Origin of the sequence: Pseudodonghicola sp. (assembly GCF_048268305.1) — a bacterium.
GTDB lineage: Bacteria > Pseudomonadota > Alphaproteobacteria > Rhodobacterales > Rhodobacteraceae > Pseudodonghicola.
In genome coordinates this window covers 239,405-260,701 of the sequence record NZ_JBLWVT010000005.1, presented here as the reverse complement: position 1 = coordinate 260,701, position 21,297 = coordinate 239,405, and the positions used below count along the sequence as shown (strand labels likewise).

General features: G+C 65.2%; 21 protein-coding genes. 15 read left to right on the top strand and 6 right to left on the bottom strand.

The annotated features are described in order from the left end of the window. Positions 1–131: 131 nt before the first annotated feature. The 7 genes from ACN0V4_RS11495 (at position 132) to lpxB (ending at position 6,689) form a co-directional block, all read left to right on the top strand. The gene (locus ACN0V4_RS11495) at positions 132–260 is read left to right on the top strand and encodes a hypothetical protein (protein ID WP_417676174.1); all 129 of its coding nucleotides are present in this window, start codon (positions 132–134) and stop codon (positions 258–260) included. Between the two features lie 122 nt (positions 261–382). Beyond that, positions 383–2,788, top strand: a complete 2,406-nt coding sequence (bamA, locus tag ACN0V4_RS11490) for an outer membrane protein assembly factor BamA (protein WP_417676172.1) — start codon at positions 383–385, stop codon at positions 2,786–2,788. A gap of 27 nt (positions 2,789–2,815) precedes the next feature. After that, complete coding sequence (locus tag ACN0V4_RS11485; protein ID WP_417676170.1) at positions 2,816–3,406, top strand: OmpH family outer membrane protein; 591 nt, start codon at positions 2,816–2,818, stop codon at positions 3,404–3,406. A gap of 66 nt (positions 3,407–3,472) precedes the next feature. Continuing rightward, complete coding sequence (gene fabZ, locus ACN0V4_RS11480; protein ID WP_417676168.1) at positions 3,473–3,937, top strand: 3-hydroxyacyl-ACP dehydratase FabZ; 465 nt, start codon at positions 3,473–3,475, stop codon at positions 3,935–3,937. A 4-nt stretch (positions 3,938–3,941) separates the two neighbouring features. Then, positions 3,942–4,742, top strand: a complete 801-nt coding sequence (gene lpxA / locus ACN0V4_RS11475) for an acyl-ACP--UDP-N-acetylglucosamine O-acyltransferase (RefSeq protein ID WP_417676166.1) — start codon at positions 3,942–3,944, stop codon at positions 4,740–4,742. 4 nt (positions 4,743–4,746) lie between these two features. Then, positions 4,747–5,541, top strand: a complete 795-nt coding sequence (locus ACN0V4_RS11470; RefSeq protein ID WP_417676164.1) for an LpxI family protein — start codon at positions 4,747–4,749, stop codon at positions 5,539–5,541. Continuing rightward, entirely contained in the window at positions 5,541–6,689 is a 1,149-nt protein-coding gene (lpxB, locus tag ACN0V4_RS11465; RefSeq protein WP_417676162.1) for a lipid-A-disaccharide synthase, read from the top strand. Before ACN0V4_RS11470 ends, lpxB begins: the two co-directional genes overlap by 1 nt. Here lpxB and mnmA read toward each other — a convergent pair. Beyond that, a complete protein-coding gene (gene mnmA, locus ACN0V4_RS11460) occupies positions 6,683–7,828 on the bottom strand; it encodes a tRNA 2-thiouridine(34) synthase MnmA (RefSeq protein WP_417676160.1) in 1,146 nt (381 codons plus the stop codon). The genes lpxB and mnmA overlap by 7 nt on opposite strands. 159 nt (positions 7,829–7,987) lie before the next feature. Here mnmA and ACN0V4_RS11455 point away from each other — a divergent pair, with 159 nt between their 5' ends. The 5 genes from ACN0V4_RS11455 to ACN0V4_RS11435 all read left to right on the top strand — a co-directional run bounded on the left by ACN0V4_RS11455 (position 7,988) and on the right by ACN0V4_RS11435 (position 14,223). Beyond that, the gene (locus tag ACN0V4_RS11455; protein ID WP_417676158.1) at positions 7,988–8,266 is read left to right on the top strand and encodes a DUF1153 domain-containing protein; all 279 of its coding nucleotides are present in this window, start codon (positions 7,988–7,990) and stop codon (positions 8,264–8,266) included. Positions 8,267–8,389: 123 nt separating this feature from the next. Continuing rightward, positions 8,390–9,103, top strand: coding sequence for a response regulator transcription factor CtrA (ctrA, locus tag ACN0V4_RS11450; protein ID WP_417676156.1), 714 nt, complete (start codon positions 8,390–8,392; stop codon positions 9,101–9,103). 109 nt (positions 9,104–9,212) lie between these two features. Beyond that, positions 9,213–11,654, top strand: a complete 2,442-nt coding sequence (gene ligA, locus ACN0V4_RS11445; protein WP_417676154.1) for an NAD-dependent DNA ligase LigA — start codon at positions 9,213–9,215, stop codon at positions 11,652–11,654. Then, complete coding sequence (gene recG / locus ACN0V4_RS11440; protein ID WP_417676152.1) at positions 11,651–13,741, top strand: ATP-dependent DNA helicase RecG; 2,091 nt, start codon at positions 11,651–11,653, stop codon at positions 13,739–13,741. The genes ligA and recG overlap by 4 nt, the downstream gene beginning before the upstream one ends. Before the next feature lie 359 nt (positions 13,742–14,100). After that, complete coding sequence (locus ACN0V4_RS11435) at positions 14,101–14,223, top strand: hypothetical protein (protein WP_417676150.1); 123 nt, start codon at positions 14,101–14,103, stop codon at positions 14,221–14,223. Positions 14,224–15,199: 976 nt separating this feature from the next. Here ACN0V4_RS11435 and ACN0V4_RS11430 read toward each other — a convergent pair. After that, on the bottom strand, positions 15,200–15,652 hold the full coding sequence (locus tag ACN0V4_RS11430) for an iron-sulfur cluster assembly scaffold protein (RefSeq protein ID WP_417676149.1): 453 nt from the start codon (positions 15,650–15,652) through the stop codon (positions 15,200–15,202). A gap of 66 nt (positions 15,653–15,718) precedes the next feature. On the opposite strand from ACN0V4_RS11430, the gene hisI reads away from it, so the two are divergent. After that, positions 15,719–16,081 carry a phosphoribosyl-AMP cyclohydrolase gene (gene hisI, locus ACN0V4_RS11425; protein WP_417676147.1) on the top strand — a complete coding sequence of 121 codons (363 nt, stop codon included), beginning with the start codon at positions 15,719–15,721 and terminating at the stop codon, positions 16,079–16,081. Between the two features lie 107 nt (positions 16,082–16,188). Here hisI and gluQRS read toward each other — a convergent pair whose 3' ends face one another. From gluQRS to ACN0V4_RS11410, 3 genes are all read right to left on the bottom strand, one after another. Beyond that, positions 16,189–17,070, bottom strand: a complete 882-nt coding sequence (gene gluQRS, locus ACN0V4_RS11420) for a tRNA glutamyl-Q(34) synthetase GluQRS (RefSeq protein WP_417676145.1) — start codon at positions 17,068–17,070, stop codon at positions 16,189–16,191. After that, positions 17,031–18,383, bottom strand: a complete 1,353-nt coding sequence (gene trmFO / locus ACN0V4_RS11415; protein WP_417676143.1) for a methylenetetrahydrofolate--tRNA-(uracil(54)-C(5))-methyltransferase (FADH(2)-oxidizing) TrmFO — start codon at positions 18,381–18,383, stop codon at positions 17,031–17,033. Before trmFO ends, gluQRS begins: the two co-directional genes overlap by 40 nt. Positions 18,384–18,517: 134 nt before the next feature. Beyond that, positions 18,518–19,303, bottom strand: coding sequence for an enoyl-CoA hydratase (locus ACN0V4_RS11410; protein WP_417676141.1), 786 nt, complete (start codon positions 19,301–19,303; stop codon positions 18,518–18,520). 59 nt (positions 19,304–19,362) lie between these two features. On the opposite strand from ACN0V4_RS11410, the gene ACN0V4_RS11405 reads away from it, so the two are divergent. Both ACN0V4_RS11405 and ACN0V4_RS11400 read left to right on the top strand, forming a co-directional pair. Then, positions 19,363–19,782 carry a PaaI family thioesterase gene (locus ACN0V4_RS11405; RefSeq protein ID WP_417676139.1) on the top strand — a complete coding sequence of 140 codons (420 nt, stop codon included), beginning with the start codon at positions 19,363–19,365 and terminating at the stop codon, positions 19,780–19,782. 132 nt (positions 19,783–19,914) lie between these two features. After that, the gene (locus tag ACN0V4_RS11400) at positions 19,915–20,904 is read left to right on the top strand and encodes an SLAC1 anion channel family protein (RefSeq protein WP_417676137.1); all 990 of its coding nucleotides are present in this window, start codon (positions 19,915–19,917) and stop codon (positions 20,902–20,904) included. An 87-nt stretch (positions 20,905–20,991) separates the two neighbouring features. Here the strand turns inward: ACN0V4_RS11400 and ACN0V4_RS11395 are convergent, their stop codons facing one another. After that, the gene (locus ACN0V4_RS11395; RefSeq protein WP_417676135.1) at positions 20,992–21,117 is read right to left on the bottom strand and encodes a DUF1127 domain-containing protein; all 126 of its coding nucleotides are present in this window, start codon (positions 21,115–21,117) and stop codon (positions 20,992–20,994) included. Between the last annotated feature and the right edge of the window lie 180 nt (positions 21,118–21,297).

Genomic DNA, 21,297 nt, shown 5'->3' with positions numbered 1-21,297 from the left:
CCGGCGGTTAACCCCGCATTGACGTTGGCACCGGGGCAGGCGCTGCCCCGGTTTTGCCCCAGTGTCGCCACATTGCGCACCTAGCCTGTCGACGCAAATCGTACTCCAACGCGTCGAGAAGGGCCAAAAGGATGCAGAATCTGCGCCATTCCTATCGCGGTCTCAGCCTGTTGATGCAGTTGAACTGGGACCTGATCCTGTTCGTTTCCACAATTCTCCTGGCGTTCGCTGCGGCGGGGTGGCTGGCCGGCGCGATGTGATCGCGACCGCTTCGGCGGCGTTCGCGCGCCGCTGGGGCGGGTCGGCCAATTGGGCTTTTGACATCGCGTGGCAATCCCGATACCTACTTCCTAACTGTCTGCAAAATACTGGGTTCAAGACTATGGGATTGGGGAGCACCGCAGGAGAACCCTGCGTTGAGCGTGGCATCGGCAGCACCGTTTTTTTCCGTGTGCTGGCCGCTCTTGTTTTATTCGTTTCGCTGTATTTCCTCTCCTTCGCTGCTCCGGCGATGGCTCAGGATTATCGCTTTAATTCGGTCAAGGTCGAAGGCAACCAGCGGGTCGAAAGTGCCACGATCGCGTCCTACACGGGAATCGCGAACGGCAAGACGATGTCTGCCGGGGAACTGAACGACGTCTATCAGAAGGTGATGGCGAGCGGGCTGTTCGAAACCGTCGATCTGGAGCCCCAGGGCAGTACTCTGGTGGTGAAGGTCAAGGAATACCCCACCATCAACGTCATCAATTTCGAAGGCAACCGGCGGATCAAGGACGATGCGCTGTCGAAGCTGATCGAATCCACCTCGCGTCAGGTGTTCAGCCCGGCCAAGGCGGATCGCGATGCCGATGCGATCGCCAAGGCCTATTCGCAGCAGGGGCGGGTCGCCGCCACCGTGGTGCCGCGCATCATCCGGCGCAGCGACAACCGGGTCGATCTGATTTTCGAGATTGCCGAAGGCGATACCATCGAGATCGAGCGCGTCAGCTTCGTCGGCAACCGGGTGTTCTCGGACCGCCGCCTGCGTCGCGTGCTGGCCACCAAACAGGCGAATATCCTGCGCACCTTCCTGCGGGGCGATACGCTGGTCGAGGATCGGATCGCCTTTGACAAGCAGTTGCTGCGTGATTTCTACCAGTCGCGGGGCTATGTCGATTTCCGCGTCAACAGCGCCAATGTCGAATTCACCCGCGAACGGGATGCCTTCTATCTGGTGATGGATGTCACCGAGGGCCAGCAGTTCAAGTTCGGCAAGATTTCCACCGTCAGTGAATATCCCGGTGTCGACGCCGCAGAATATCAGGCGGCGCTGAAGGTCAAGTCGGGCGAGATCTATTCTCCGACCGAGGTGGACAATTCGGTCACCCGGCAGGAGCGGCTGGCGATCAAGAACGGTGTCGACTTCCTGCGGGTCGAACCGCGTGTCACCCGCAACGATCGCGATCTGACCCTGGATGTGCAGTTCGTGCTGACCAAGGGACCGCGGGTCTTCGTCGAGCGGATCGACATCGAGGGCAACACCACCACGCTCGACCGCGTCGTGCGTCAGCAGTTCCGCATTTCCGAGGGCGATCCCTTCAACCCGCGTGAAATTCGCGCCAGCGCCGAACGCATCCGCGCGCTGGGATATTTCTCCAAGGCCGATGTCGATACCCGCGAAGGCTCCTCGCCCGAGCAGGTCATCGTCGACGTGAACGTCGAAGAGCAGGCCACCGGCTCGCTCAGCCTCGGTGGCTCCTATTCGGTGAACAATGGTTTCGGCGTGGCGCTTGGTCTGTCCGAGAACAACTTTCTCGGGCGTGGCCAGCGGCTGTCCTTCACCTTCTCGACCGCGCAGGATTCCGAGGCCTATGTCTTCGGCTTCACCGAACCTTACCTGATGGGTCGCGATCTGAAGTTCGATCTGGACCTGGGGATGGCAACGACGAACTCGAGCTATGCCTCCTACGATACCAAGCGGCTGTTCTTCACCCCGGCGCTGACCTTCAACCTGTCGGAACTGCAAAAGCTCAAGCTGCAGTATTCCTGGCTGGGCGCGGAAATGCAGGCGCGCGATACCGCCGGGCAAGGTGCGGTGATTAACAGCGAAATCCAGCGCGGCCGCGAGGATGCCAGTTCGCTTGGCTTCAGCTATACTTTCGACAGCCGTCTCAACGGGCTCGATACCAATGCAGGCACCATGTTCCAGATCGGCGCCGATTTCGCCGGCTTGGGTGGGGACAGCAAATTCGTCCGCACCAATGCCAAGGCGATCACCCAGCGCAAGGTCATGAACGACGATGTGATCCTGCGGGCGACCTTCGAGGCGGGCGCGCTGAGCTGGCTCGGCTCGGACACCAGCCGGACCGTCGATCGCTTCCTGCTGTCCTCGGACATCATGCGCGGGTTCGAACCGGGCGGCATGGGGCCGCGGGACATGTCGCTGAATGCCGGCGGCAGCGTGTCGGATGATGCGCTTGGCGGGAACTTCTATGCGGTGGCGCGGTTCGAGGCTGAATTCCCGCTGGGTCTTCCGGACGAGATCGGCCTGCGCGGTGGCCTGTTCCTCGATGTCGGCAACCTGTGGAACCTGAGCGACGTCAACACCGCTGTGGCCAATAGCTGCGGCACCTCGGGGACGGCCTCCTGCATCGTCGGGGCGGATGGCTCCTGGCGTTCGGTGATCGGTCTGTCGTTCCTCTGGACCACCGGGTTCGGCCCGCTGCGGTTCAACTTCTCCAAGGCGATCAGCAAGGAATCCTATGACAAGGAACAATCCTTCGATCTGACGCTGCAGGCGAAGTTCTGATCCGCCATGATCAGGGCGCGCAGCCGGATGACGGGAGCAGGGGCCGGGCTATTGGCCGCCTGTCTCCTGCTGGCTGCCGCTCCGACGCTATCGGCGCAGCAGCTTGGAACCCCCGTCGTGCAGGTGCCGCACAGCGCCATTCTCACACTTGAGACCGACCGGCTGTTCGCCGGCTCGGCCTTCGGCAAGCGGATCGCAAGCGAGATCGAGGCCGAAAGCGCCGTCCTGTCGGCGGAGAACCGCAAGATGGAAGCGGAACTGACGGCCGAGGAAAAGAAGCTTACCGAGCAGCGCCAGACCATGCAGCCGATTGCCTTTCGCGCCCTGGCGGATGCCTTCGACCAGAAAGTGCAGAATATCCGTCGCACCCAGGACGCCAAGGCGCGCGCGCTCAACCAGAAAGCCGACAAGGCGCGGGGGACCTTCCTGCGTGCGGCTCGGCCGGTGCTTGAAGCGCTGATGACCGAGGCCGGGGCCAGCGTGATCCTGGAACGCTCCAGCGTCTTTCTCTCGGCCAATGCCTCCGATGTCACCGACGAGGCGATTATCCGGATCGACGCGACGATCGGCGACGGCGCCAATCTTGGCGATGCCTCGACAGATGCGCCGGATCAATAGCGCGGCTTGCTCAAACCGGCCGGGATTGTTAGTCAGGCCCGAATGACGACCAATGGGACCCCCTTCATGACCGCAGAGATGAAAAGCGCGGATATCCAGCTGATCCAGCGTATCCTTCCCCACCGTTATCCTTTCCTTCTGGTGGACAAGGTGATCGACATCGACGGCTACAGCTCGGCGCGCGGCATCAAGAACGTCACCATGAACGAACCGCATTTCCAGGGCCACTTCCCCGGAACCCCGATCATGCCCGGCGTGACCATCATCGAAGCCATGGCGCAGACTGCCGGTGTGATGCTGGGGGTCGGCATGGATATCGTCGATACCGAGCTGCTGATCTATTTCATGAATATCGACAAGTGCAAATTCCGCCGCAAGGTGGTGCCGGGCGATGTGATGCAAATGCATGTCACCACGCTGCGTGGCAAGATGCGCGGCAAGATCTTCAAGTTCCAGGGCCTTGCCACGGTCGACGGCGAGGTCGCGGCCGAGGCCGAATTCTCTGCAATGGTCGATTATCAGAAGGACTGATCCGATGGCCCCCGAGAACAAGGCTCAGGTACATCCGACGGCAATCGTTGAAGAGGGGGCACAGCTTGGCGACGGCTGTGTGATCGGACCGTTCTGCATCGTCGGCCCGCAAGTGGTTCTGGGCGACCGCGTGGTGCTGAAAAGCCATGTGGTGGTGACCGGCGACACACGGATCGGCGAGGATACCACGATCTACTCCTTCGCGGTGATCGGTGAGATCCCGCAGGATCTGAAGTTCCACGGAGAGAACACCCGGCTTGAGATCGGCGCTCGCAACCGGATCCGCGAGCATGTCACCATGAACCCCGGCACCGAGGGCGGCGGCGGCGTCACCCGCATCGGCAACGATTGCCTGTTCATGGCCGGCTGTCACGTGGCCCATGACGTTCAGATCGGCAACCGGGTGATCATGGTCAACCATGCCGGCGCCGCGGGGCATTGCGTGATCGAGGATGATGTGATCATCGGCGGCATCTCGGGCCTGCACCAATGGGTGCGGGTCGGTCGCGGCGCCATCATCGGCGCGCTGACCATGGTGGCGAACGACGTGATCCCCTATGGGCTGGTGCAGGCGCCGCGCGGCGAATTGCATGGGCTGAACCTGGTCGGGCTGAAGCGGCGCGGGGTTCCCCGGGCCGATATCACCGCGCTGCGCGCCGCCTTCCAGATGCTGGCGCAGGGCGAGGGCACCTTCCAGGAGCGCGCCCATCGTCTGGGCGAGGAAACCGACAGCGATTATGTCCGTCAGATCGTGGAATTCATCACCGGTCAGAGCGACCGGTCGTTCCTGACTCCGGGGGGCTGAACCGATGCTGGCGCTGATCGCCGGGCGTGGTTCTCTGCCCGTTGCCATCGCCGGGGCGCAGGAGCAGCCGGCGCTGATCTGCGCGCTCGAGGACAATGGACCCGAGCGGTTGGACGTCGATCTCTGGTTCCGGATCGAGACGCTGGGGTCGCTGATCGCGGCGCTGAAGGAGCGCGGGGTGACCCGCGTCTGTCTCGCTGGCGGGATCCGCCGCCCGCAGGTTGATCCGGCCGGCTTCGATGCCGCCACCCTGCCGTTGATCCCGGTGCTGATGGGCGCGCTGCAAAGCGGCGACGATGGCGCGTTGCGCGCGGTTCTGAGCGTGTTCGAGGCGGCGGGGCTTGCCGTCGTTCCGGCGCAGGAGGCCGCGCCCGGCCTGTTGCTTGAGGCCAGCAGCCCCACCATCGCCCAGCCGACCGAGGCGCATCAGCGCGATGCCCGGCGTGGCGCCGAGATCGTCGCGGCCATGGGCGCCGCCGATATCGGCCAGGCCTGCGCCGTGCTGAATGGCCAGGCGCTGGCGGTGGAGAGCGTCTTTGGCACCGACTGGATGCTGGCCTGTCTGTTCGACCGCCCGGACGAGGGGGGCGGTATCCTCTACAAGGCGCCAAAGCCGGATCAGGACCGCCGCGCCGATCTGCCCGCCATCGGCCCCGACACCGTGCGCGGCGCCGCCGACGCCGGGCTTGACGGGCTGGTGATCGAGGCCGGCGGCGTCATCCTGCTGGATCCCGAGGCGGTGATCGCGGCCTGTGACCGGCTGGGGCTGTTCCTGTGGTCGCGGGATCCGCAGGGCTGATGCGGGTCTTTCTGATCGCCGGAGAGCTGTCGGGTGACAAGCTGGGCGCGGCGCTGATGGCCGGGCTGAAGGAACTGGTGCCGGGCGTCACCTTCGACGGTGTCGGCGGCCCAGGCATGCAGGCCGAGGGGCTGAGCAGCCGCTTTCCGATGGACGAACTCAGCCTGATGGGCATCGCCGAGGTCCTGCCGAAGTATTTCCACCTCAAACGCCGCATCGCCGAGACCGCGCAGGCGGTGATCGACACCAAACCCGATGTGCTGATCACCATCGACAGCCCGGATTTCTGTCTGCGGGTGGCCAAGCTGGTGAAACAGGCCTGCGATATCCGCACCGTTCACTATGTCGCCCCCAGCGTCTGGGCTTGGCGGCCGGGACGCGCGGTGAAGATGGCCAAGGTCATTGATCACGTTCTGGCGCTCTTGCCTTTCGAGCCGCCCTATATGGAAGCCGCCGGGATGGAGTGCGACTTCGTCGGCCATCCCGTGGTGGCGGAGCCGGTGGCGAGCGCCGCAGAGGTTGCGGCTTTCCGCGCCGCCCATGGCCTGGGTGAGGCGCCGGTGCTGCTGGTCCTGCCGGGATCGCGGCGGGGCGAGGTCACGCGCCTGGCGCCGGTCTTCGGCGAGGCCTTGCAACGGATCATGGCGGCGCGCCCCGATCTGCGCCCGGTTCTTCCGGCCGCCGGTCCGGTCGCCGCGCTGGTGCGCGAGCTGACCTCGGGCTGGGCGCAGCAGCCGTTGATTCTGGATGGCGCTGACGCGGCCGAGAAACGCGCCGCTTTCGGCGCCGCCGATGTTGCCATGGCGGCCTCGGGCACGGTGGCGCTGGAGTTGGCTGCGGCGGCGACGCCGATGGTCATGGCCTATGATTTCAGCTGGCTGACCTGGCAGATGGCGAAATACATGGTCAAGCTCGACACCGCCAATCTGGTCAATCTGGTCAGCGAAACCCGGGTGGTGCCGGAATATCTGGGCCCCGCCTGCCAGCCGGGCCCGATCGCCGATCATGTGCTCAAGCTTCTGGCCGATCCGCAGGCGCAACAGGCCGCCATGGCGCTGACGATGGACCGGCTTGGGCGGGGTGGCGAGGCGCCGGGGCTGCGCGCAGCCCGCGCGGTGCTGCGCGGGCTGGGGCAGGCGGGTCAGTAACCCCGCCAGATCCAGCCGCCGCCGAACACCCTGGTGCCTTCGGTTTCATAAAAGACGCAGGCCTGACCGGGCGATACGCCTTCCTCGGGCATCAGCAGCTCCACCTCTGCCGTGGTGGGCGACAGCGGCCGCACGATCGCCTCGCGCGGCGGCCGGGTCGAGCGCAGCTTGACCGAGAGATGCCATTCGGGGCGCGACTCGAAGGGCTCGTCGCCGAGCCAGTTGATCTCGCGCACCGGAACGATGCGGGTCGAGAGCAGATCTTTCGGACCGACGACGACCTGTTTCTTGTCGACGTCGAGCTTCACCACATAGAGCGGCTCAGCTAGCCCGCCGATGCCGAGGCCGCGGCGCTGGCCGATGGTATAGTGGATGACGCCTTCATGGGTGCCCAGCACGCGGCCGTCGGCATGGACGATCTCGCCGGGATCGGCGGCGCCGGGACGCAGCTTTTCGATCACCGCGGCATAATTTCCGTCCGGCACGAAACAGATGTCCTGGCTGTCCGGCTTGTCGGCCACCGCCAGCCCGTAATCCGCCGCCATCGCCCGCGTCGCGTCCTTGCTGGGCAGATGGCCGAGCGGGAAGCGCAGGTATGCGAGCTGTTCGCGGGTGGTGGAGAACAGGAAATAGGATTGATCGCGGTTCGGATCGGCGGCGCGGTGCAGCTCGGGCCCGTTGGGGCCCATCTTGCGCTGGATGTAATGGCCGGTGGCCATGCAGTCGGCCTCCAGATCCTTGGCGGTTTCCAGCAGATCCTTGAACTTCACCCGTTCGTTGCAGCGGATGCAGGGCACCGGGGTGGCGCCGGCCAGATAGCTGTCGGCGAATTCGTCGATCACCGCATCCTTGAAGATGTTCTCATAATCGAGGACGTAATGCGGGAAACCACGTTCTTCGGCCACCCGGCGGGCGTCGTGGATGTCGATGCCGGCACAGCAGGCGCCCTTCTTGGCCAGCGCCGCGCCATGGTCGTAAAGCTGCAGCGTCACGCCCACCACGTCATAGCCCTGATCCGCCAGATGCGCCGCCACCACGGAACTGTCGACCCCGCCCGACATCGCCACCACCACCCGGGTCTGTTCGGGCGGCTTCGGCAGGTCAAGCGTGTTCAGCGGAATATCGGTATCCAGCGCCATGGCGGTGGCTCCTTGAATGGTCTTCGGACAGGTCGCGGGGAAGGGCGGCGTGAGATATTTCGGAATATAGGAAAATCCGAACTACTCTCAAGGGTGGGTTTCACCAACGGTTAAGGCCTGATCGTCAGACTCAGTCCCGGGAATGCTGAGGTGACGACTATGTATCTGAAAAAAGTGGAAGGACCGCGTGCGGTCAGATTGCCGGATGGAACGACGATGACGCGTGCCGATCTGCCGCCGGCGTCGACCCAGCGCTGGGTCGCCTCGCGCAAGGCGGCGGTGGTTCGGGGGATCATCTACGGTCTGATTTCCGAGAGCGAGGCAAAGAAACGCTATTCTTTGAGCGACGAAGAGCTGGAATCTTGGATGCAGGCGGTCGCACAGCACGGAGAACAGGCGTTGAAGGCCACCGCCTTGAAAAGATATCGACAACCATAAGTTGTCATGCCATGCTGTTATGGAAGTTTTCACGATAGTAACACACGATTAACTTTTTTTGGCCAAAGTTCGGGTCAAGGTTAATGTGAACTATCGATTACGGTATGTAGGGAGATTTCCATTATGCGCGTCCTGTTGGTGGAAGACGATCCGGCTACGTCGAAGAGCATCGAGCTGATTTTGACGCATGCCAATCTGAACGTTTACTCGACCGAGCTGGGCGAGGAGGGAATCGACCTTGCGAAGCTCTACGACTACGATCTGATCCTGCTGGATCTCAATCTGCCCGACATGAACGGGCATGAGGTGCTGCGCCAGATCCGGCTCGCCCGCGTCGACACGCCGATCCTGATCCTCACCGGCTCGGACGATACCGAGAACAAGCTGAAGGGCTTCGGCTTCGGCGCGGATGATTATCTCACCAAGCCGTTCCATCGCGACGAGCTGGTGGCGCGCATCCATGCGATCATCCGCCGGTCGAAGGGGCATTCGCAATCGGTCATCCATACCGGCAAGGTCTCGGTCAATCTCGATGCCAAGACGGTCGAGGTCGCGGGCGAACCGGTGCATCTGACCGGCAAGGAATATCAGATGCTCGAGCTGCTGAGCCTGCGCAAGGGTACCACGCTGACCAAGGAGATGTTCCTGAACCATCTCTATGGCGGCATGGACGAGCCCGAGCTGAAGATCATCGACGTCTTCATCTGCAAGCTGCGCAAGAAGCTCAGCCAGGCCACCGGCGGCGACAACTATATCGAAACCGTCTGGGGCCGCGGCTATGTGTTGCGCGATCCGCGCGAGACGGCGGAAAACGCCCGGATCGCCGTCAGCGCCTGACGCGCGGCCGGGCGAGACCGATCCAATCGTCTGGACCAACGGCGGCGCGCGCCCTATCAGGGAACCGGAACATTCATTCCGAAACGAATGGAACGGGGCGCGCGGGACTGTGACGGACGACAAAGACCTTTCGAGAGGCGATATTCTTGCGGTCGATGAGCTGACCGAAGATCAGGCGCGGGCCGAGCTGGCGCGGCTGGCGCAGGTGATTCTGGGCGCCGATGACGCCTATCACGCCGAAGACGCGCCGGTGATGTCGGATGCGGCCTATGATGCGCTGAAGCAGCGCAATGCGGCGATCGAGGCGCGCTTTCCCTATCTGAAACGGGCCGACAGCCCCTCTGACCGGGTGGGGGCGCGGCCGGCCGAGGGCTTTGCCAAGGTCACCCATGTGCATCGGATGATGTCGCTGGGCAACGCCTTTTCGGCCGAGGATGTCGAGGCCTTCGATCTCAGCGTGCGGAAGTATCTGGGGCTGGAGAATGGCGAGGTCACCTATACCGCCGAACCCAAGATCGACGGGCTGTCGCTGTCGCTGCGCTATGAACGGGGGGTGCTGGTGCAGGCGGCGACCCGCGGCGACGGCGCGGTGGGCGAGAACGTCACCGCCAATGCGATGACCATCCCCGATATCCCGCATCGGCTGGAGGGCGCCCCCGATCTGCTCGAGGTGCGCGGCGAGGTCTATATGGCCGATGCCGATTTCCAGGCGCTGAACCGGCGGCAGGAGGAGAAGGGCGACAAGACCTTCGCCAATCCGCGCAACGCCGCTGCCGGATCGCTGCGCCAGCTCGATGCGGAAATCACCCGGTCGCGGCCGCTGAAATTCTTCGCCTACGCCTGGGGGGAGCTGTCAGAGCCTTTGTCCGACACCCAGATGGGGGCGATGGCGCGGCTGCGCGATCTGGGTTTCGTCACCAATGATCTGACCGTGCTCTGCCGTGGCCCGCAAGAGATGCTGGCGCATTACGCCAGGATCGAGGAACAGCGCGCCACGCTCGGTTATGACATCGACGGGGTGGTCTATAAGGTTAACGATCTGGCGCTGCAGGCGCGGCTCGGGTTCCGCTCGACCACGCCACGATGGGCGATCGCCCACAAGTTTCCCGCCCAGCTTGCCTGGACCCGGCTTGAGGCCATCGACATTCAGGTCGGCCGCACCGGCGCGCTGTCGCCGGTGGCGCGGCTGCATCCGGTCACCGTCGGCGGCGTGGTGGTGTCGAATGCCACCCTGCACAACGAGGATTATATCGCCGGGCGCGACGCCAATGGCGCCCAGATCCGCGACGGCAAGGATATCCGCGTCGGCGACTGGGTGCAGGTCTATCGCGCCGGTGACGTGATCCCCAAGGTGGCCGATGTCGATCTGTCGAAACGTCCCGAGACGGCGCAACCCTATCATTTCCCGCACGTCTGTCCGGAATGCGGCTCTGCCGCGATCCGGGAGGAGGGCGATTCCGTCCGCCGCTGTTCCGGCGGGCTGATCTGCCCCGCCCAGGCGGTCGAGAAGCTGAAGCATTTCGTCTCGCGCGCGGCCTTCGATATCGAGGGGCTCGGCGCCAAGCAGGTGGAGTTCTTCTATTTCATGTGCCGGATCTCGGAACCGGCCGATATCTTCACCCTGGCGCGTCGCGATGGCGATGCCGCGCAATTGACCGCCGATCCCCGCGCCCGGATCGACCAGCAGATCAGCAGCGACCCGGAGCGGCGGAGCGTGGTTCTGGCGCAACTGGCCGATCTGCTGCGCAGCTCTGGCGTGCCGGTGGACGAGGGCGACGCCGATCACGTGATTGCCGGCATTCGCCATCTGGCCGGCAAGCCGCTGGCGCAGATCAAGGGCTGGGGCGAGAAATCGGCGCAGAACCTTTTCGCCGCCATCGAGGAGCGGCGGGAGATCCCGCTGAACCGGGTGATCTTCGCGCTCGGCATCCGCCATGTGGGCGAGGTGGTGGCCAATGATCTGGCGCGCCATTACACCACCTGGGAGGCGATGATCGCCGCGCTCGACGCCGCCCGCCCGGCGCTGGAACGCCATTTGAGGGCTGAAGAGGCTGTCGACGCCGAACGGCAGGCGGCGGCCGATGACGGGCGGCGGGCCAAGATCACGGACACCCGCGCCGCCATCTGGACCGCCGATCCGGCGCTCCCCGAAGGCGCCCGCGCCGCCTGGGACGATCTGGTCGGCATCGACGGCATCGGCACCACCGTCGCCGTGGCCTTCGTCACCGCCTTTTCGCAAAGCCGCGAGCGCGCCTCGATCGATCGGCTGGCGGCGCATCTCGCCATCCAGGCGGTCGAAGCGCCCAAGGCCGAGGGCAGCCCGGTGGCCGGCCTCACGGTGGTCTTCACCGGCAGCCTCGAACGGATGACCCGGGCCGAGGCCAAGGCGCGGGCCGAGGCGCTTGGCGCCAAGGTCTCGGGCTCGGTCAGCAAGAAGACCGACATCGTGGTCGCTGGCCCCGGTGCCGGGTCGAAGGAAGAGAAGGCGCGCGAACTTGGCATCCGCACCTTGAACGAGGCGGAATGGCTCGATCTGATCGGAGCGGCATGAAGGGACGGCCGGAACCCCTGTTTCCGCTTTTCGCGGGGCTGGAGACCTTGGAAGGCGTCGGCCCCAAGACGGCGCAGCTGATGGGGCAGCTCGATATCGAGGCGCCGCGCGATCTGCTGTTCCATCTGCCCTATGCGGTGATCGACCGGCGCCGCCGCGATACCATCCGCGGGGCAGAGCTGCCTGCCACCCTCACGGTCGAGGTGACGGTGGGGATGCATCGGCCGCCCCGCAATCGCGGTGGCGCCTATCGCGTGCATGTCTCTGACGCGCAGGAGGAATTCCAGCTGGTCTTCTTCCATGCGCGCGGCGATTACCTGCAGCGGTTGCTGCCGCAGGGGGCGCGGCGGCTGGTTTCGGGCAAGCTCGAACTGTTCGACGGCCTGGCGCAGATGGTCCATCCCGACCATGTGCTGCCGGTCGAGGAGGCCGGCGATATCCCCGAGTTCGAGCCGGTCTATCACCTGACCCAGGGCATCAGCCAGAAGGTGATGTACAAGGCCACGCGCGGGGCGCTGATGCGGATGCCGGATCTGGCCGAATGGATCGACCCGGCGCTCCTGGTCAAGCAGGGCTGGCCCGATTGGGCGGGCGCCATGCGCATGGCCCATGCGCCTGAAGGGGCCGATGACGTCACCCTGACCGCGCCGGCGCGGGAACGGCTGGCCTATGACGAATTCTTCGCCCATCAGATGACCCTGGCCCTGGCGCGGCGGCGCGAACGCAAGGCGCGCGGCATCGTCTCGGTCGGCACTGGCCGGCTGCGCAACAAGGTGCTGGCCTCTTTGCCCTATCGTCCGACCGGGGCGCAATCCCGCGCGGTGGAGGAAATCGCCGCCGATATGGCGCAGCCCAGCCGGATGAACCGGCTGCTGCAGGGCGACGTCGGCGCCGGCAAGACACTGGTGGCCTTCCTGGCGCTGCTGATCGCGGTGGAATCCGGCGGCCAGGGGGTGATGATGGCGCCCACCGAAATCCTCGCCCGCCAGCATCTGGAGGGGTTGCGGCCCCTGGCCGAGGAGGCCGGCGTCGTGCTGGACCTGCTGACCGGCCGCGACAAGGGGGCGGAGCGGCGCGCCAAGCTCGAGGCGCTGGCGCGGGGCGATATCCAGATCCTGGTCGGCACCCATGCGGTGTTCCAGCAGGATGTGAGCTTTGCCGACCTGCGGCTTGCCATCGTCGACGAACAGCACCGCTTCGGCGTGCGCCAGCGGCTGGAGCTGGCGGAAAAGGGCATGGGGGCCGATGTGCTGGTGATGACGGCGACGCCGATCCCGCGGTCGCTGGCGCTGGCGCAATATGGTGACATGGATGTCTCGATCCTCGATGAGAAACCGCCGGGGCGCAAGCCGGTGAAGACCGCCGTGATCTCGACCGAGCGGCGCGACGAGGTGGTCGCGCATCTGCGTCGCGCCATTGCCGAGGGCAAGCAATGCTATTGGGTCTGCCCGCTGGTCGATGAATCCGAGGTGACCGATCTGACCGCGGCGGAGGAGCGGTTCAAGCATCTGCGCGCGGTGCTGGGCGAGGGCCATGTGGGTCTGGTCCATGGCCAGATGCCACCCGCCGAAAAGGATGCGGCGATGGCCGCCTTCCAGCGCGGCGAGACATCGGTTCTGGTCGCCACCACGGTGATCGAGGTCGGGGTGAACGTGCCCAATGCCACCATCATGGTGATCGAGCGGGCAGAGATTTTCGGCCTGGCGCAGCTGCATCAGCTGCGCGGCCGGGTTGGGCGGGGCAGCGAAGAAAGCACCTGCCTGCTGATGTATCAGCCTCCCTTGAGCGAGGGCGGGCGGCGGCGTCTGGAAGTGCTGCGCGAGACCGAGGATGGCTTTCGCCTCTCCGAGGTCGATCTGGAAATGCGCGGCGCCGGCGATCTGATCGGCACGGCGCAATCGGGTCTGCCGCGGTTTCGCATCGCCGACATGGAACGCCAGGCGGCGCTGATGGCCGTGGCGCAGAGCGATGCCCGCACGCTTCTCGAGACCGATCCGGACCTGCAGGGGCCGCGGGGGCAGGCGGCGCGCGCCATGCTGTGGCTGATGCGGCAGGATCAGGCCATCCGATTGATCACCGTGGGGTGAGCGGCGTCCCGGAAAGGCTCCAGTGGAGCCTTTCAGCCGCGAACGGGCGGAGCCCCGGGAAGGCCTCGTCCCGGAAAACGGCCCCACGGACCGTTTTCAGCCACGGACGGGCCTGGCCCCCGGGGAGGCCGCGTCCCGGAAAGGCTCCCGTGGAGCCTTTCAGCCGTCAACGGAAGGGCGCCGGCGCAGCAGCTTTGAAATGAGAACAAAGAGGGGGTAAAAAAAATCCCCGTCTTTTCCGTGCCTTGCCTTTCATGTTCTCAGATGTTCACAAATGTTCTCAAAAAGTTCTTGATCGACTCGGGGGGGTATGAGAACAAAGTGGCAACAGATTGGCTGACCAACCCGGAGGTGATCCCATGCTGCGCCAGATCAAGACCGTTGTTTCTACCCACCGCAACACGCTGTTGCAGGATGCGATGGGGGTGATTTCACTGGTGATCATGTTGGTGGCGGGGCTGCATTTGCCCGGGCTGATCTGATCGCTCCCATATTCCCGGTTCCTATCTGAAGGAGATTTTTCGGTTCTGCCTGCGATCTCGCGCCGAGGTCAGCGCTGCCTTCGTCTCACTGTCCCATTGGGGGCGAAGGAAGGTGACCTGCCTGTCCCATTCCCACCGGTCCGCCGCCTCTTGGACCGGATGGCGCCAACCTCGGATCCCGCGCGAGAGACGCTTACTTCACCGCCGCCGTTCCCATCCGGAACGTGCGGCGGTTTTTTCTTGTGCCGCGCCGGTGGGCAAGTGGAGGCGGGCGCGAACGCGCAGAACGCTTGAGTTCTGGCGCATCTCCTCCGGCGGGGCGGCCAGAGGTCGGCGCCATCGGCGCCGATCGGGCAGGGCGCCGAGGGGCTCAGGCCAGGCCTGAGCATGTTCGTCACCTCAGAGATCGCCGATGGCGCGGCGCTTCAGCCGCTCGATCAAGACCGCATCGGCCGCGACCGCAGCGAGGGTCATCCCTATCACAGGGCTGAGGATGACCGATCAGCCCGATGATCGAGGCAGCCAAGTGCGTCAGCAGATAGGCGGCGACGATCACGGCCAGCCGGATCGCGGCGCTCACCTCCCGACCCGCGAGGGGGAGGCGATCGTTCGCGGTCGGGATAGGATGCCAACCTGGCACCGCGCCGGGCGAGCGGAAAGCGCGCCGGATTGGGTTTGAGGGCTCCCCGCGCTGGTTGCTGATCTCCTTGCACTCGGTTCTGCCCTGACCTCGCCGCCTGTCATCGTGAGGGCGAAGAGGACCGGAACGATGCCCGCCGCGAAGGCGGTGAAGGCGAGCGCCAGCGCCGCGATCAGGACCCGGCCGCCGAGCTGGAAGAACCGCCGCCTCCGGCGCCGCCCAAGGCAATCCGCTGCGCCACCTTCCTGGCGGTGAGGGGGAGGAAGATGGGGATGGCGATCACGACCGGGCGGTGCTGGGTCAAGATGCGAGACCCGCCTGCGGATCCGGTTCAGGTCAGGCGCAATGGGCCCTATCGGCCTCCGCCATGGCCTCGGCGGTCGCCTCCAGCGCCAGCAGGATCGAGGCGTGGCGATTCTTGTACTCGCGGGCCGGCAGCAGCACCTCGAGCCCGTCGAAGGGCGCCTCGGGCGCGGGGCCGCCGTCTTTCAGCATCGCCTTGAGCTGGTCGCGGGCGGTTTCCACCTGGGCGCGGGTGGCGCCGATGGCGGCGGCACCGACCACCGCGGCGGCGGCCTGACCCAAGGCACAGGCCTTCACGTCCTGGGCGAAATCGGCGATCCTGCCATCCTTGACCACCACGTCGACCGTCACCGTCGAGCCGCAGAGCGGCGAGCGTTTCCTGACGCTGGCCTCGGGGGCGCCGAGCCGGCCCAGATGGGGAATATCCGCAGCCAGCGCCAGAATACGCTGGGAATAGAGCTTGACCAGATCGCTATCGCCGGACATGGGGTTCCCTTCCTCTGTTATATCCTTACATAGTCACCCCGATCCGCGTTGCAAAAGGTTTTCCGCATGTCCTTCGATCCTGAGTCCCTGAGCTATAACGAGGCCGGCCTGATCCCGGTGATTGCCCAGGACGCGCACACCCATCAGGTGCTGATGATGGCCTGGATGAATGCCGAGGCCGTCGCCCGCACGCTGGATACGGGCCGCGTCACCTATTGGTCGCGCTCGCGCCAGAGCTTCTGGATCAAGGGCGAAAGCTCGGGTCACGTGCAGGAGCTGGTCGATTTCCGCATCGACTGCGACGGTGATTGCCTGCTGGTGCTGGTCGATCAGACTGGTCCGGCCTGTCACACCAACCGGCAGAGCTGCTTTTACACCGCGATCCGCGATGGCGAGCCGGTCGAGCTGATGAAGCCGATGGAAGACTGAGGGCCCGCGCCCGCGACATGCTTCCAAGGAAGACGGCCTGCAGCCTTTTTCTAGCGTGAAATATCCCGGGGGGCGGCCGCAGGCCGTGGGGGCAGAGCCCCCCGTCCTCAGCCCGCCAAGCCCACCATCGCCCGGATATCCGCCGGCGTGGCCCCCTCGTCGCGATAGCGGGCGATGGCACGGGCGTCGTCGCGCTTGGCCAGCCGCTTGCCGGTGGCGTCGCGGATCAGCCGGTGGTGGTGGTAGATCGGCGTCGGCAGGCCCAGCAGCCCCTGCAGCAGCACGTGGATTTGGGTCGCCTCGAACAGATCCTCGCCGCGGGTGACATGGATGATCCCCTGGTCGGCATCATCGACCACCACCGACAGGTGATAGGACCCGCCCATGCCGCGGCGCAGCAGGACGATATCGCCCACGGTTTCGATCAGACTGGGGCGGTCGAGCAGATGCTGACCGCCATGCGTCGGCCCGGTTTCGGTGAAGCCGCGCAGCGGGCGGTAGGCCGTGGCCTTTTCCATGTTGAGCCGGATCGCATCCTCGGGGCCGGCCTCGGCCATCGGCCGGGCGCGGCAGGTGCCGGGATAGATCCGCCCGTCAGGGCCATATTGCGGCACGCCCTCCTGTGGCGCGCCGGCGGCAGCCTCGATATCGGCACGCCGGCAGCGGCAGGGATAGGTCAGCCCCATGTCCGACAGACGCCGCAGCGCCAGGGCATAGCGCGGCAGCCGGTCCGATTGCCGCATCACCGGCAGGGGCCAGCTTAGTCCCAGCCAATGCAGATCGTCGTAAATCTGCGCCTCCCACTCGAACCGCGACCGGCTCTGGTCGATGTCCTCGATCCTGAGCAGGAACTGCCCGCCCGCCGCCCGCGCCATGTCCCAGGCCAGCAGAGCCGAATAGGCATGGCCCAGATGCAGCGGGCCGGTGGGCGAGGGGGCGAAGCGGGTGATCAGGCCAGGGTCTCCGCCGCGCCGAGCCAGGCCTGCCAATCCGCCTTGGCGCGGTCGGTATAGGCCTTGTAGCGATCCTTGCGACCACGGCGTCCGCCCTTGAGCCCGTCGACGGGCGGGAAGAGGCCGAAGTTCACGTTCATCGGCTGGAAGGTCTTCGCCTCGGCCCCGCCGGTGATATGGGTGATCAATGCCCCCATGGCGGTGGTGCCCGGCGGCGGCGTCAGCGGATGGCCCGCCAGTTCGGCCGCGGCCATGCGGCCCGCCAGCAACCCCATGGCCGAGCTTTCGACATAGCCCTCGACCCCGGTGATCTGGCCGGCGAAGCGGATATTCGGCCGCGATTTCAGCCGCATGTTGCTGTCGAGCAGTGTCGGCGAGTTGATGAAGGTGTTGCGGTGGATGCCGCCCAACCGGGCGAAGCTCGCGTTCTCCAGCCCGGGGATCATGCGGAACACATCCGTCTGGGCGCCGTATTTCATCTTGGTCTGGAAGCCGACGATATTATAGAGCGTGCCCAAGGCGTTATCGCGGCGCAGCTGCACCACGGCATAGGCCTTTTCCTCGGGCTTGTGGGCGTTGGTCAGCCCGACCGGCTTCATCGGCCCGTGGCGCAGCGTCTCGCGGCCGCGTTCGGCCATCACCTCGATCGGCAGGCAGCCGTCGAAATAGCCGGCGGTTTCGCCCTCGTGGAACTCGGTCTTGTCGGCGGCCAGCAGCGCGTCGATGAAAGCCTCGTACTGCGGCTTGTCCATAGGGCAGTTGAGATAGGCGGTGCGCTCTTCCTCGGTCTCGCCCTTGTCATAGCGGCTTTGCCGCCAGGCCAGGTCCATGTTGACGCTTTCGGCATAGACGATCGGGGCGATGGCGTCGAAGAAGGCCAGCGCATCGGCGCCGGTTTCCGCCTGGATCGCCTGACCCAGCGCCGAAGAGGTCAGCGGCCCGGTGGCGATGATCCAATGCCCCTGGTCGGGCAGCTCGGTGATCTCCTCGGCGGAGACCGAGATATTGGGATGCGCCGTCAGGGTCGCGGTCACCGCCTCAGAGAACGGATCGCGGTCGACCGCCAGGGCGCCACCGGCGGGCAGGCGATGCGCGTCGGCGGTGGCCATGATCAGCCCGTTCGCCGCGCGCATTTCCCAATGCAGCAGCCCGACCGCGTTCTGTTCGCTGTCATCCGACCGGAAGGAGTTGGAACAGACCATCTCGGCCAGGTTGCCGGTGCGATGGGCAAAGGTTTCGACCTTGGGGCGCATCTCGTGGATCACCACGCGCACCCCGGCGTTTGCCGCCTGCCAGGCGGCCTCGGACCCGGCCATGCCGCCGCCGACGATATGAAGTGTCTCGCTCATGCTTTGCCAGATAGGCCAGGCGACGGCGGGGCGCAACGGGCGATGATGCGGGCGGGTCGCAGCGATGGCCGGGACGCGGGCCTGACCGTCGCGGCGCAGGCGGCGGGACGTCTGTCACATCCCCCGGATTGCGGCTATTGCTGCCAGCTTGGCGGCCGCTTGTCGAGGAAGGCAGCGATACCCTCTTCGGTGTCACGGTAGAGCATGTTTTCCACCATCACATCGCCGGCATAGGCATAGGCCTGTTCCACCGGCATCTCGATCTGATCGTAGAAGGCGCGCTTGCCGATGCGCACCGCCGCGCTCAGCTTGGCGGCGATGGTCTGGGCCAAGTCGGCGGTCTCGGCCTCCAGCGTCTCGGGGGCGACCACGCGGTTGACCAGCCCGCGCGCGCGGGCCTCCTCCGCTTCGATGAAGGCGCCGGTGGTCAGCATCTCGAAGGCCTGCTTGCGCGCGATATTGCGGCTGAGCGCCACCATGGGGGTGGAGCAGAACAGGCCGATGTTCACCCCGTTGACGCCGAAGCGGGTGCCGGCGGCGGCCACCGCCAGATCGCAGCTTGCCACCAATTGGCAGCCGGCGGCGGTGGCGATGCCATGCACCTGCGCGATCACCGGTTGCGGCAGATCGCGGATCGACAGCATCATCCGGGTGCAGCGATCGAAGAGATCGGTGAAATAGGCGCGGCCGCCGTCTTCGGCCTGGCGCCCCGCGGTCATCTGTTTCAGGTCGTGGCCGGCGCAAAAGGCCTTGCCCGCGCCTGACAGGATGACGGCGCGGATGCCGTGGTCCTGCTTCAACGCATCGAATTCGAATTGCAGCGCCGCCAGCATCTCGTCCGACAGGGCGTTCAGCCGCTCGGGCGCGGTCATCCGCAGATGCGCCACCGCGCCGGTGTCGTGACGTTCCAGAATTGCCATCTTGTCTCTCCTCCCACACTTCGCCTCTAGTCTAGGAGAGGAGAGACGGGAGGAAAAGCATGACATTGGCCCTGACGCGGGACGAACTGGCGGAGTATCTGCACGAGGTGTTTCCGCAGATCCGCGACGATTTCACCATCGACGACCTGAGCCCCCAGCGGATCACCATGCGGCTGTTGACGGCAGAGCGGCACCTGCGGCCCGGCGGCACGGTGTCGGGGCCCTCGATGTTCGCCCTGGCAGATGTGGCGGTCTATGCCATGGTGCTGGCTCGGGTCGGGAAAAAGGCGCTGGCGGTGACCACCAACTGTTCGCTGGATTTCATGCGCAAGCCCGAGGCCGGGCGCGACCTGATCGCCGAATGCCGCTTGCTCAAGCTGGGGCGGGTGCTGGCGGTGGCCGATGTGCTGATGTTCTCGGACGGCGGCTCCGATCCGGTGGCGCGCGCCAGCATGACCTATTCGATCCCGCCGAAATAGCGGGCGCGGGTCGACGAGCGCGGAGAGAAAGCAAGGGCAGAAAAGCTGTTTTTGGAATGCTGCTTTTGACCTGAATCAATGTCGCCGGCGTCAAGCTTGGGCAGGGTCTGGAAAACACATGAGGTTTTCTGAATGTCTTCCGCTGTCGATCCTGCCGCCTCTGCCACGCCCGAGGCGCAACGTTTGTCGCATTTCCCAGTCACCTTCTTTGCGGTGGCGATGGGGCTGATGGGGCTGGTGCTGGCGCTGCATGGCGCCGGTCGGACGCTCGCCTGGGCGGCCCCTTTGAGCCAGGGGGTGTTCTATGCCGCGGCAATCGTCTTCATGGCGATCGCGACGGTCTATCTGCTGAAGCTGCTGCGCTATCCCGCCGCGGTGCGGGCCGAGTGGAACCACCCCGTCAAGCTGGCCTTCTTTCCGGCGATGACCGTGGCGCTGCTGCTGACGGCGACGGCCTGCCTTGGCGCCTATCCCAAGCTGGCGCTGGCGCTCTGGATCCTCGGGACGGTCGGGCAGGGGATCCTGACCATCGCCGTGGTCTCCGGCTGGATCAGCCATCGGTCATTCGAGGTGGCGCATCTGACCCCGGCCTGGTTCATTCCGGCGGTGGGCAATGTGATTGTACCAGTCGCCGGTGTGCGCCTGGGGTACAATGAACTGTCCTGGCTGTTCTTTTCCGGCGGTATCGTGTTCTGGATCGTGCTTCTGACCCTGGTGATGAACCGGCTGGTGTTCCACAATCCGATCCCGGCGCGGCTGTTCCCGACGCTGGTGATCCTCATCGCACCGCCCGCCGTGGCCTTTGTCGCCTATTACCAGCTTGTCGGCCAGATCGACCCCTTCGCGCATATCCTGCTGAACGCGGCCTATGTCTTTGCCATTCTGGTGCTGGTGCAGCTGCCCAAGCTCTTGCGGCTGCCCTTCACGCTGAGCTGGTGGGCGCTGTCCTTTCCGGTCGCCGCGTTGACCATCGCGTCCTTCCTCTATGCCGGGGTGGCGCAATCGGCGGCGCATCTGCTGCTGGGCTACGGGATGCTGGCGGCGCTCTGCGTGATCATCCTGGGTCTGTCGCTGCGCACGCTTCTGGCCATAGCCCGCAAGGAAATCTGTCAGCCCGAGTAACCTCGACCACAGGCAAAAAAAGAGCCGGGGCAAAGCCCCGGCCAGGAAGAGGTCCGATAAAACGGACGGGGATAATCTTGCCTCGGCTCAGCCGCGCCAGAACGGGCGGTCGGCCTCGCTGCGGGCCTGCGCCTGGGTGACGCCGATGTCATCCAGCATATAGGCGTCCAGCTCGCTCAATTGCATGCGGGTGCGACGTCGCATCAACCACATGCCGAATACCTGAGTGAGACGCTTGAACCCGGAGATGGTCGGCTGCTGGCGCCGACCTGCGCCGAGGACAGTGGAAGATCCGGTTTGCGTCATGCGAGACATTAGAGCACCTATCGAGATTGTATTGACACACTTTCGTTTTGTTCGGTATGATTTTGGTACAATGAACTTTGGCCGTGG

What these genes read in the sequence shown, in the direction of transcription:
- bamA (WP_417676172.1), top strand. Translation starts at nt 383, where the DNA reads ATGGGATTGGGGAGCACCGCAGGAGAACCCTGCGTTGAGCGTGGCATC.
- ACN0V4_RS11435 (WP_417676150.1), top strand. Translation starts at nt 14,101, where the DNA reads ATGCTGCGCCAGATCAAGACCGTTGTTTCTACCCACCGCAACACGCTG.
- recG (WP_417676152.1), top strand. Translation starts at nt 11,651, where the DNA reads ATGAAGGGACGGCCGGAACCCCTGTTTCCGCTTTTCGCGGGGCTGGAG.
- fabZ (WP_417676168.1), top strand. Translation starts at nt 3,473, where the DNA reads ATGACCGCAGAGATGAAAAGCGCGGATATCCAGCTGATCCAGCGTATC.
- ACN0V4_RS11395 (WP_417676135.1), bottom strand. Translation starts at nt 21,117, where the DNA reads ATGTGGTTGATGCGACGTCGCACCCGCATGCAATTGAGCGAGCTGGAC.
- mnmA (WP_417676160.1), bottom strand. Translation starts at nt 7,828, where the DNA reads ATGGCGCTGGATACCGATATTCCGCTGAACACGCTTGACCTGCCGAAG.
- lpxB (WP_417676162.1), top strand. Translation starts at nt 5,541, where the DNA reads ATGCGGGTCTTTCTGATCGCCGGAGAGCTGTCGGGTGACAAGCTGGGC.
- ctrA (WP_417676156.1), top strand. Translation starts at nt 8,390, where the DNA reads ATGCGCGTCCTGTTGGTGGAAGACGATCCGGCTACGTCGAAGAGCATC.
- ACN0V4_RS11485 (WP_417676170.1), top strand. Translation starts at nt 2,816, where the DNA reads ATGACGGGAGCAGGGGCCGGGCTATTGGCCGCCTGTCTCCTGCTGGCT.
- ACN0V4_RS11455 (WP_417676158.1), top strand. Translation starts at nt 7,988, where the DNA reads ATGTATCTGAAAAAAGTGGAAGGACCGCGTGCGGTCAGATTGCCGGAT.
- trmFO (WP_417676143.1), bottom strand. Translation starts at nt 18,383, where the DNA reads ATGAGCGAGACACTTCATATCGTCGGCGGCGGCATGGCCGGGTCCGAG.
- ACN0V4_RS11495 (WP_417676174.1), top strand. Translation starts at nt 132, where the DNA reads ATGCAGAATCTGCGCCATTCCTATCGCGGTCTCAGCCTGTTGATGCAG.
- ACN0V4_RS11400 (WP_417676137.1), top strand. Translation starts at nt 19,915, where the DNA reads ATGTCTTCCGCTGTCGATCCTGCCGCCTCTGCCACGCCCGAGGCGCAA.
- ACN0V4_RS11410 (WP_417676141.1), bottom strand. Translation starts at nt 19,303, where the DNA reads ATGGCAATTCTGGAACGTCACGACACCGGCGCGGTGGCGCATCTGCGG.
- ACN0V4_RS11405 (WP_417676139.1), top strand. Translation starts at nt 19,363, where the DNA reads ATGACATTGGCCCTGACGCGGGACGAACTGGCGGAGTATCTGCACGAG.
- lpxA (WP_417676166.1), top strand. Translation starts at nt 3,942, where the DNA reads ATGGCCCCCGAGAACAAGGCTCAGGTACATCCGACGGCAATCGTTGAA.
- ACN0V4_RS11470 (WP_417676164.1), top strand. Translation starts at nt 4,747, where the DNA reads ATGCTGGCGCTGATCGCCGGGCGTGGTTCTCTGCCCGTTGCCATCGCC.
- ACN0V4_RS11430 (WP_417676149.1), bottom strand. Translation starts at nt 15,652, where the DNA reads ATGTCCGGCGATAGCGATCTGGTCAAGCTCTATTCCCAGCGTATTCTG.
- hisI (WP_417676147.1), top strand. Translation starts at nt 15,719, where the DNA reads ATGTCCTTCGATCCTGAGTCCCTGAGCTATAACGAGGCCGGCCTGATC.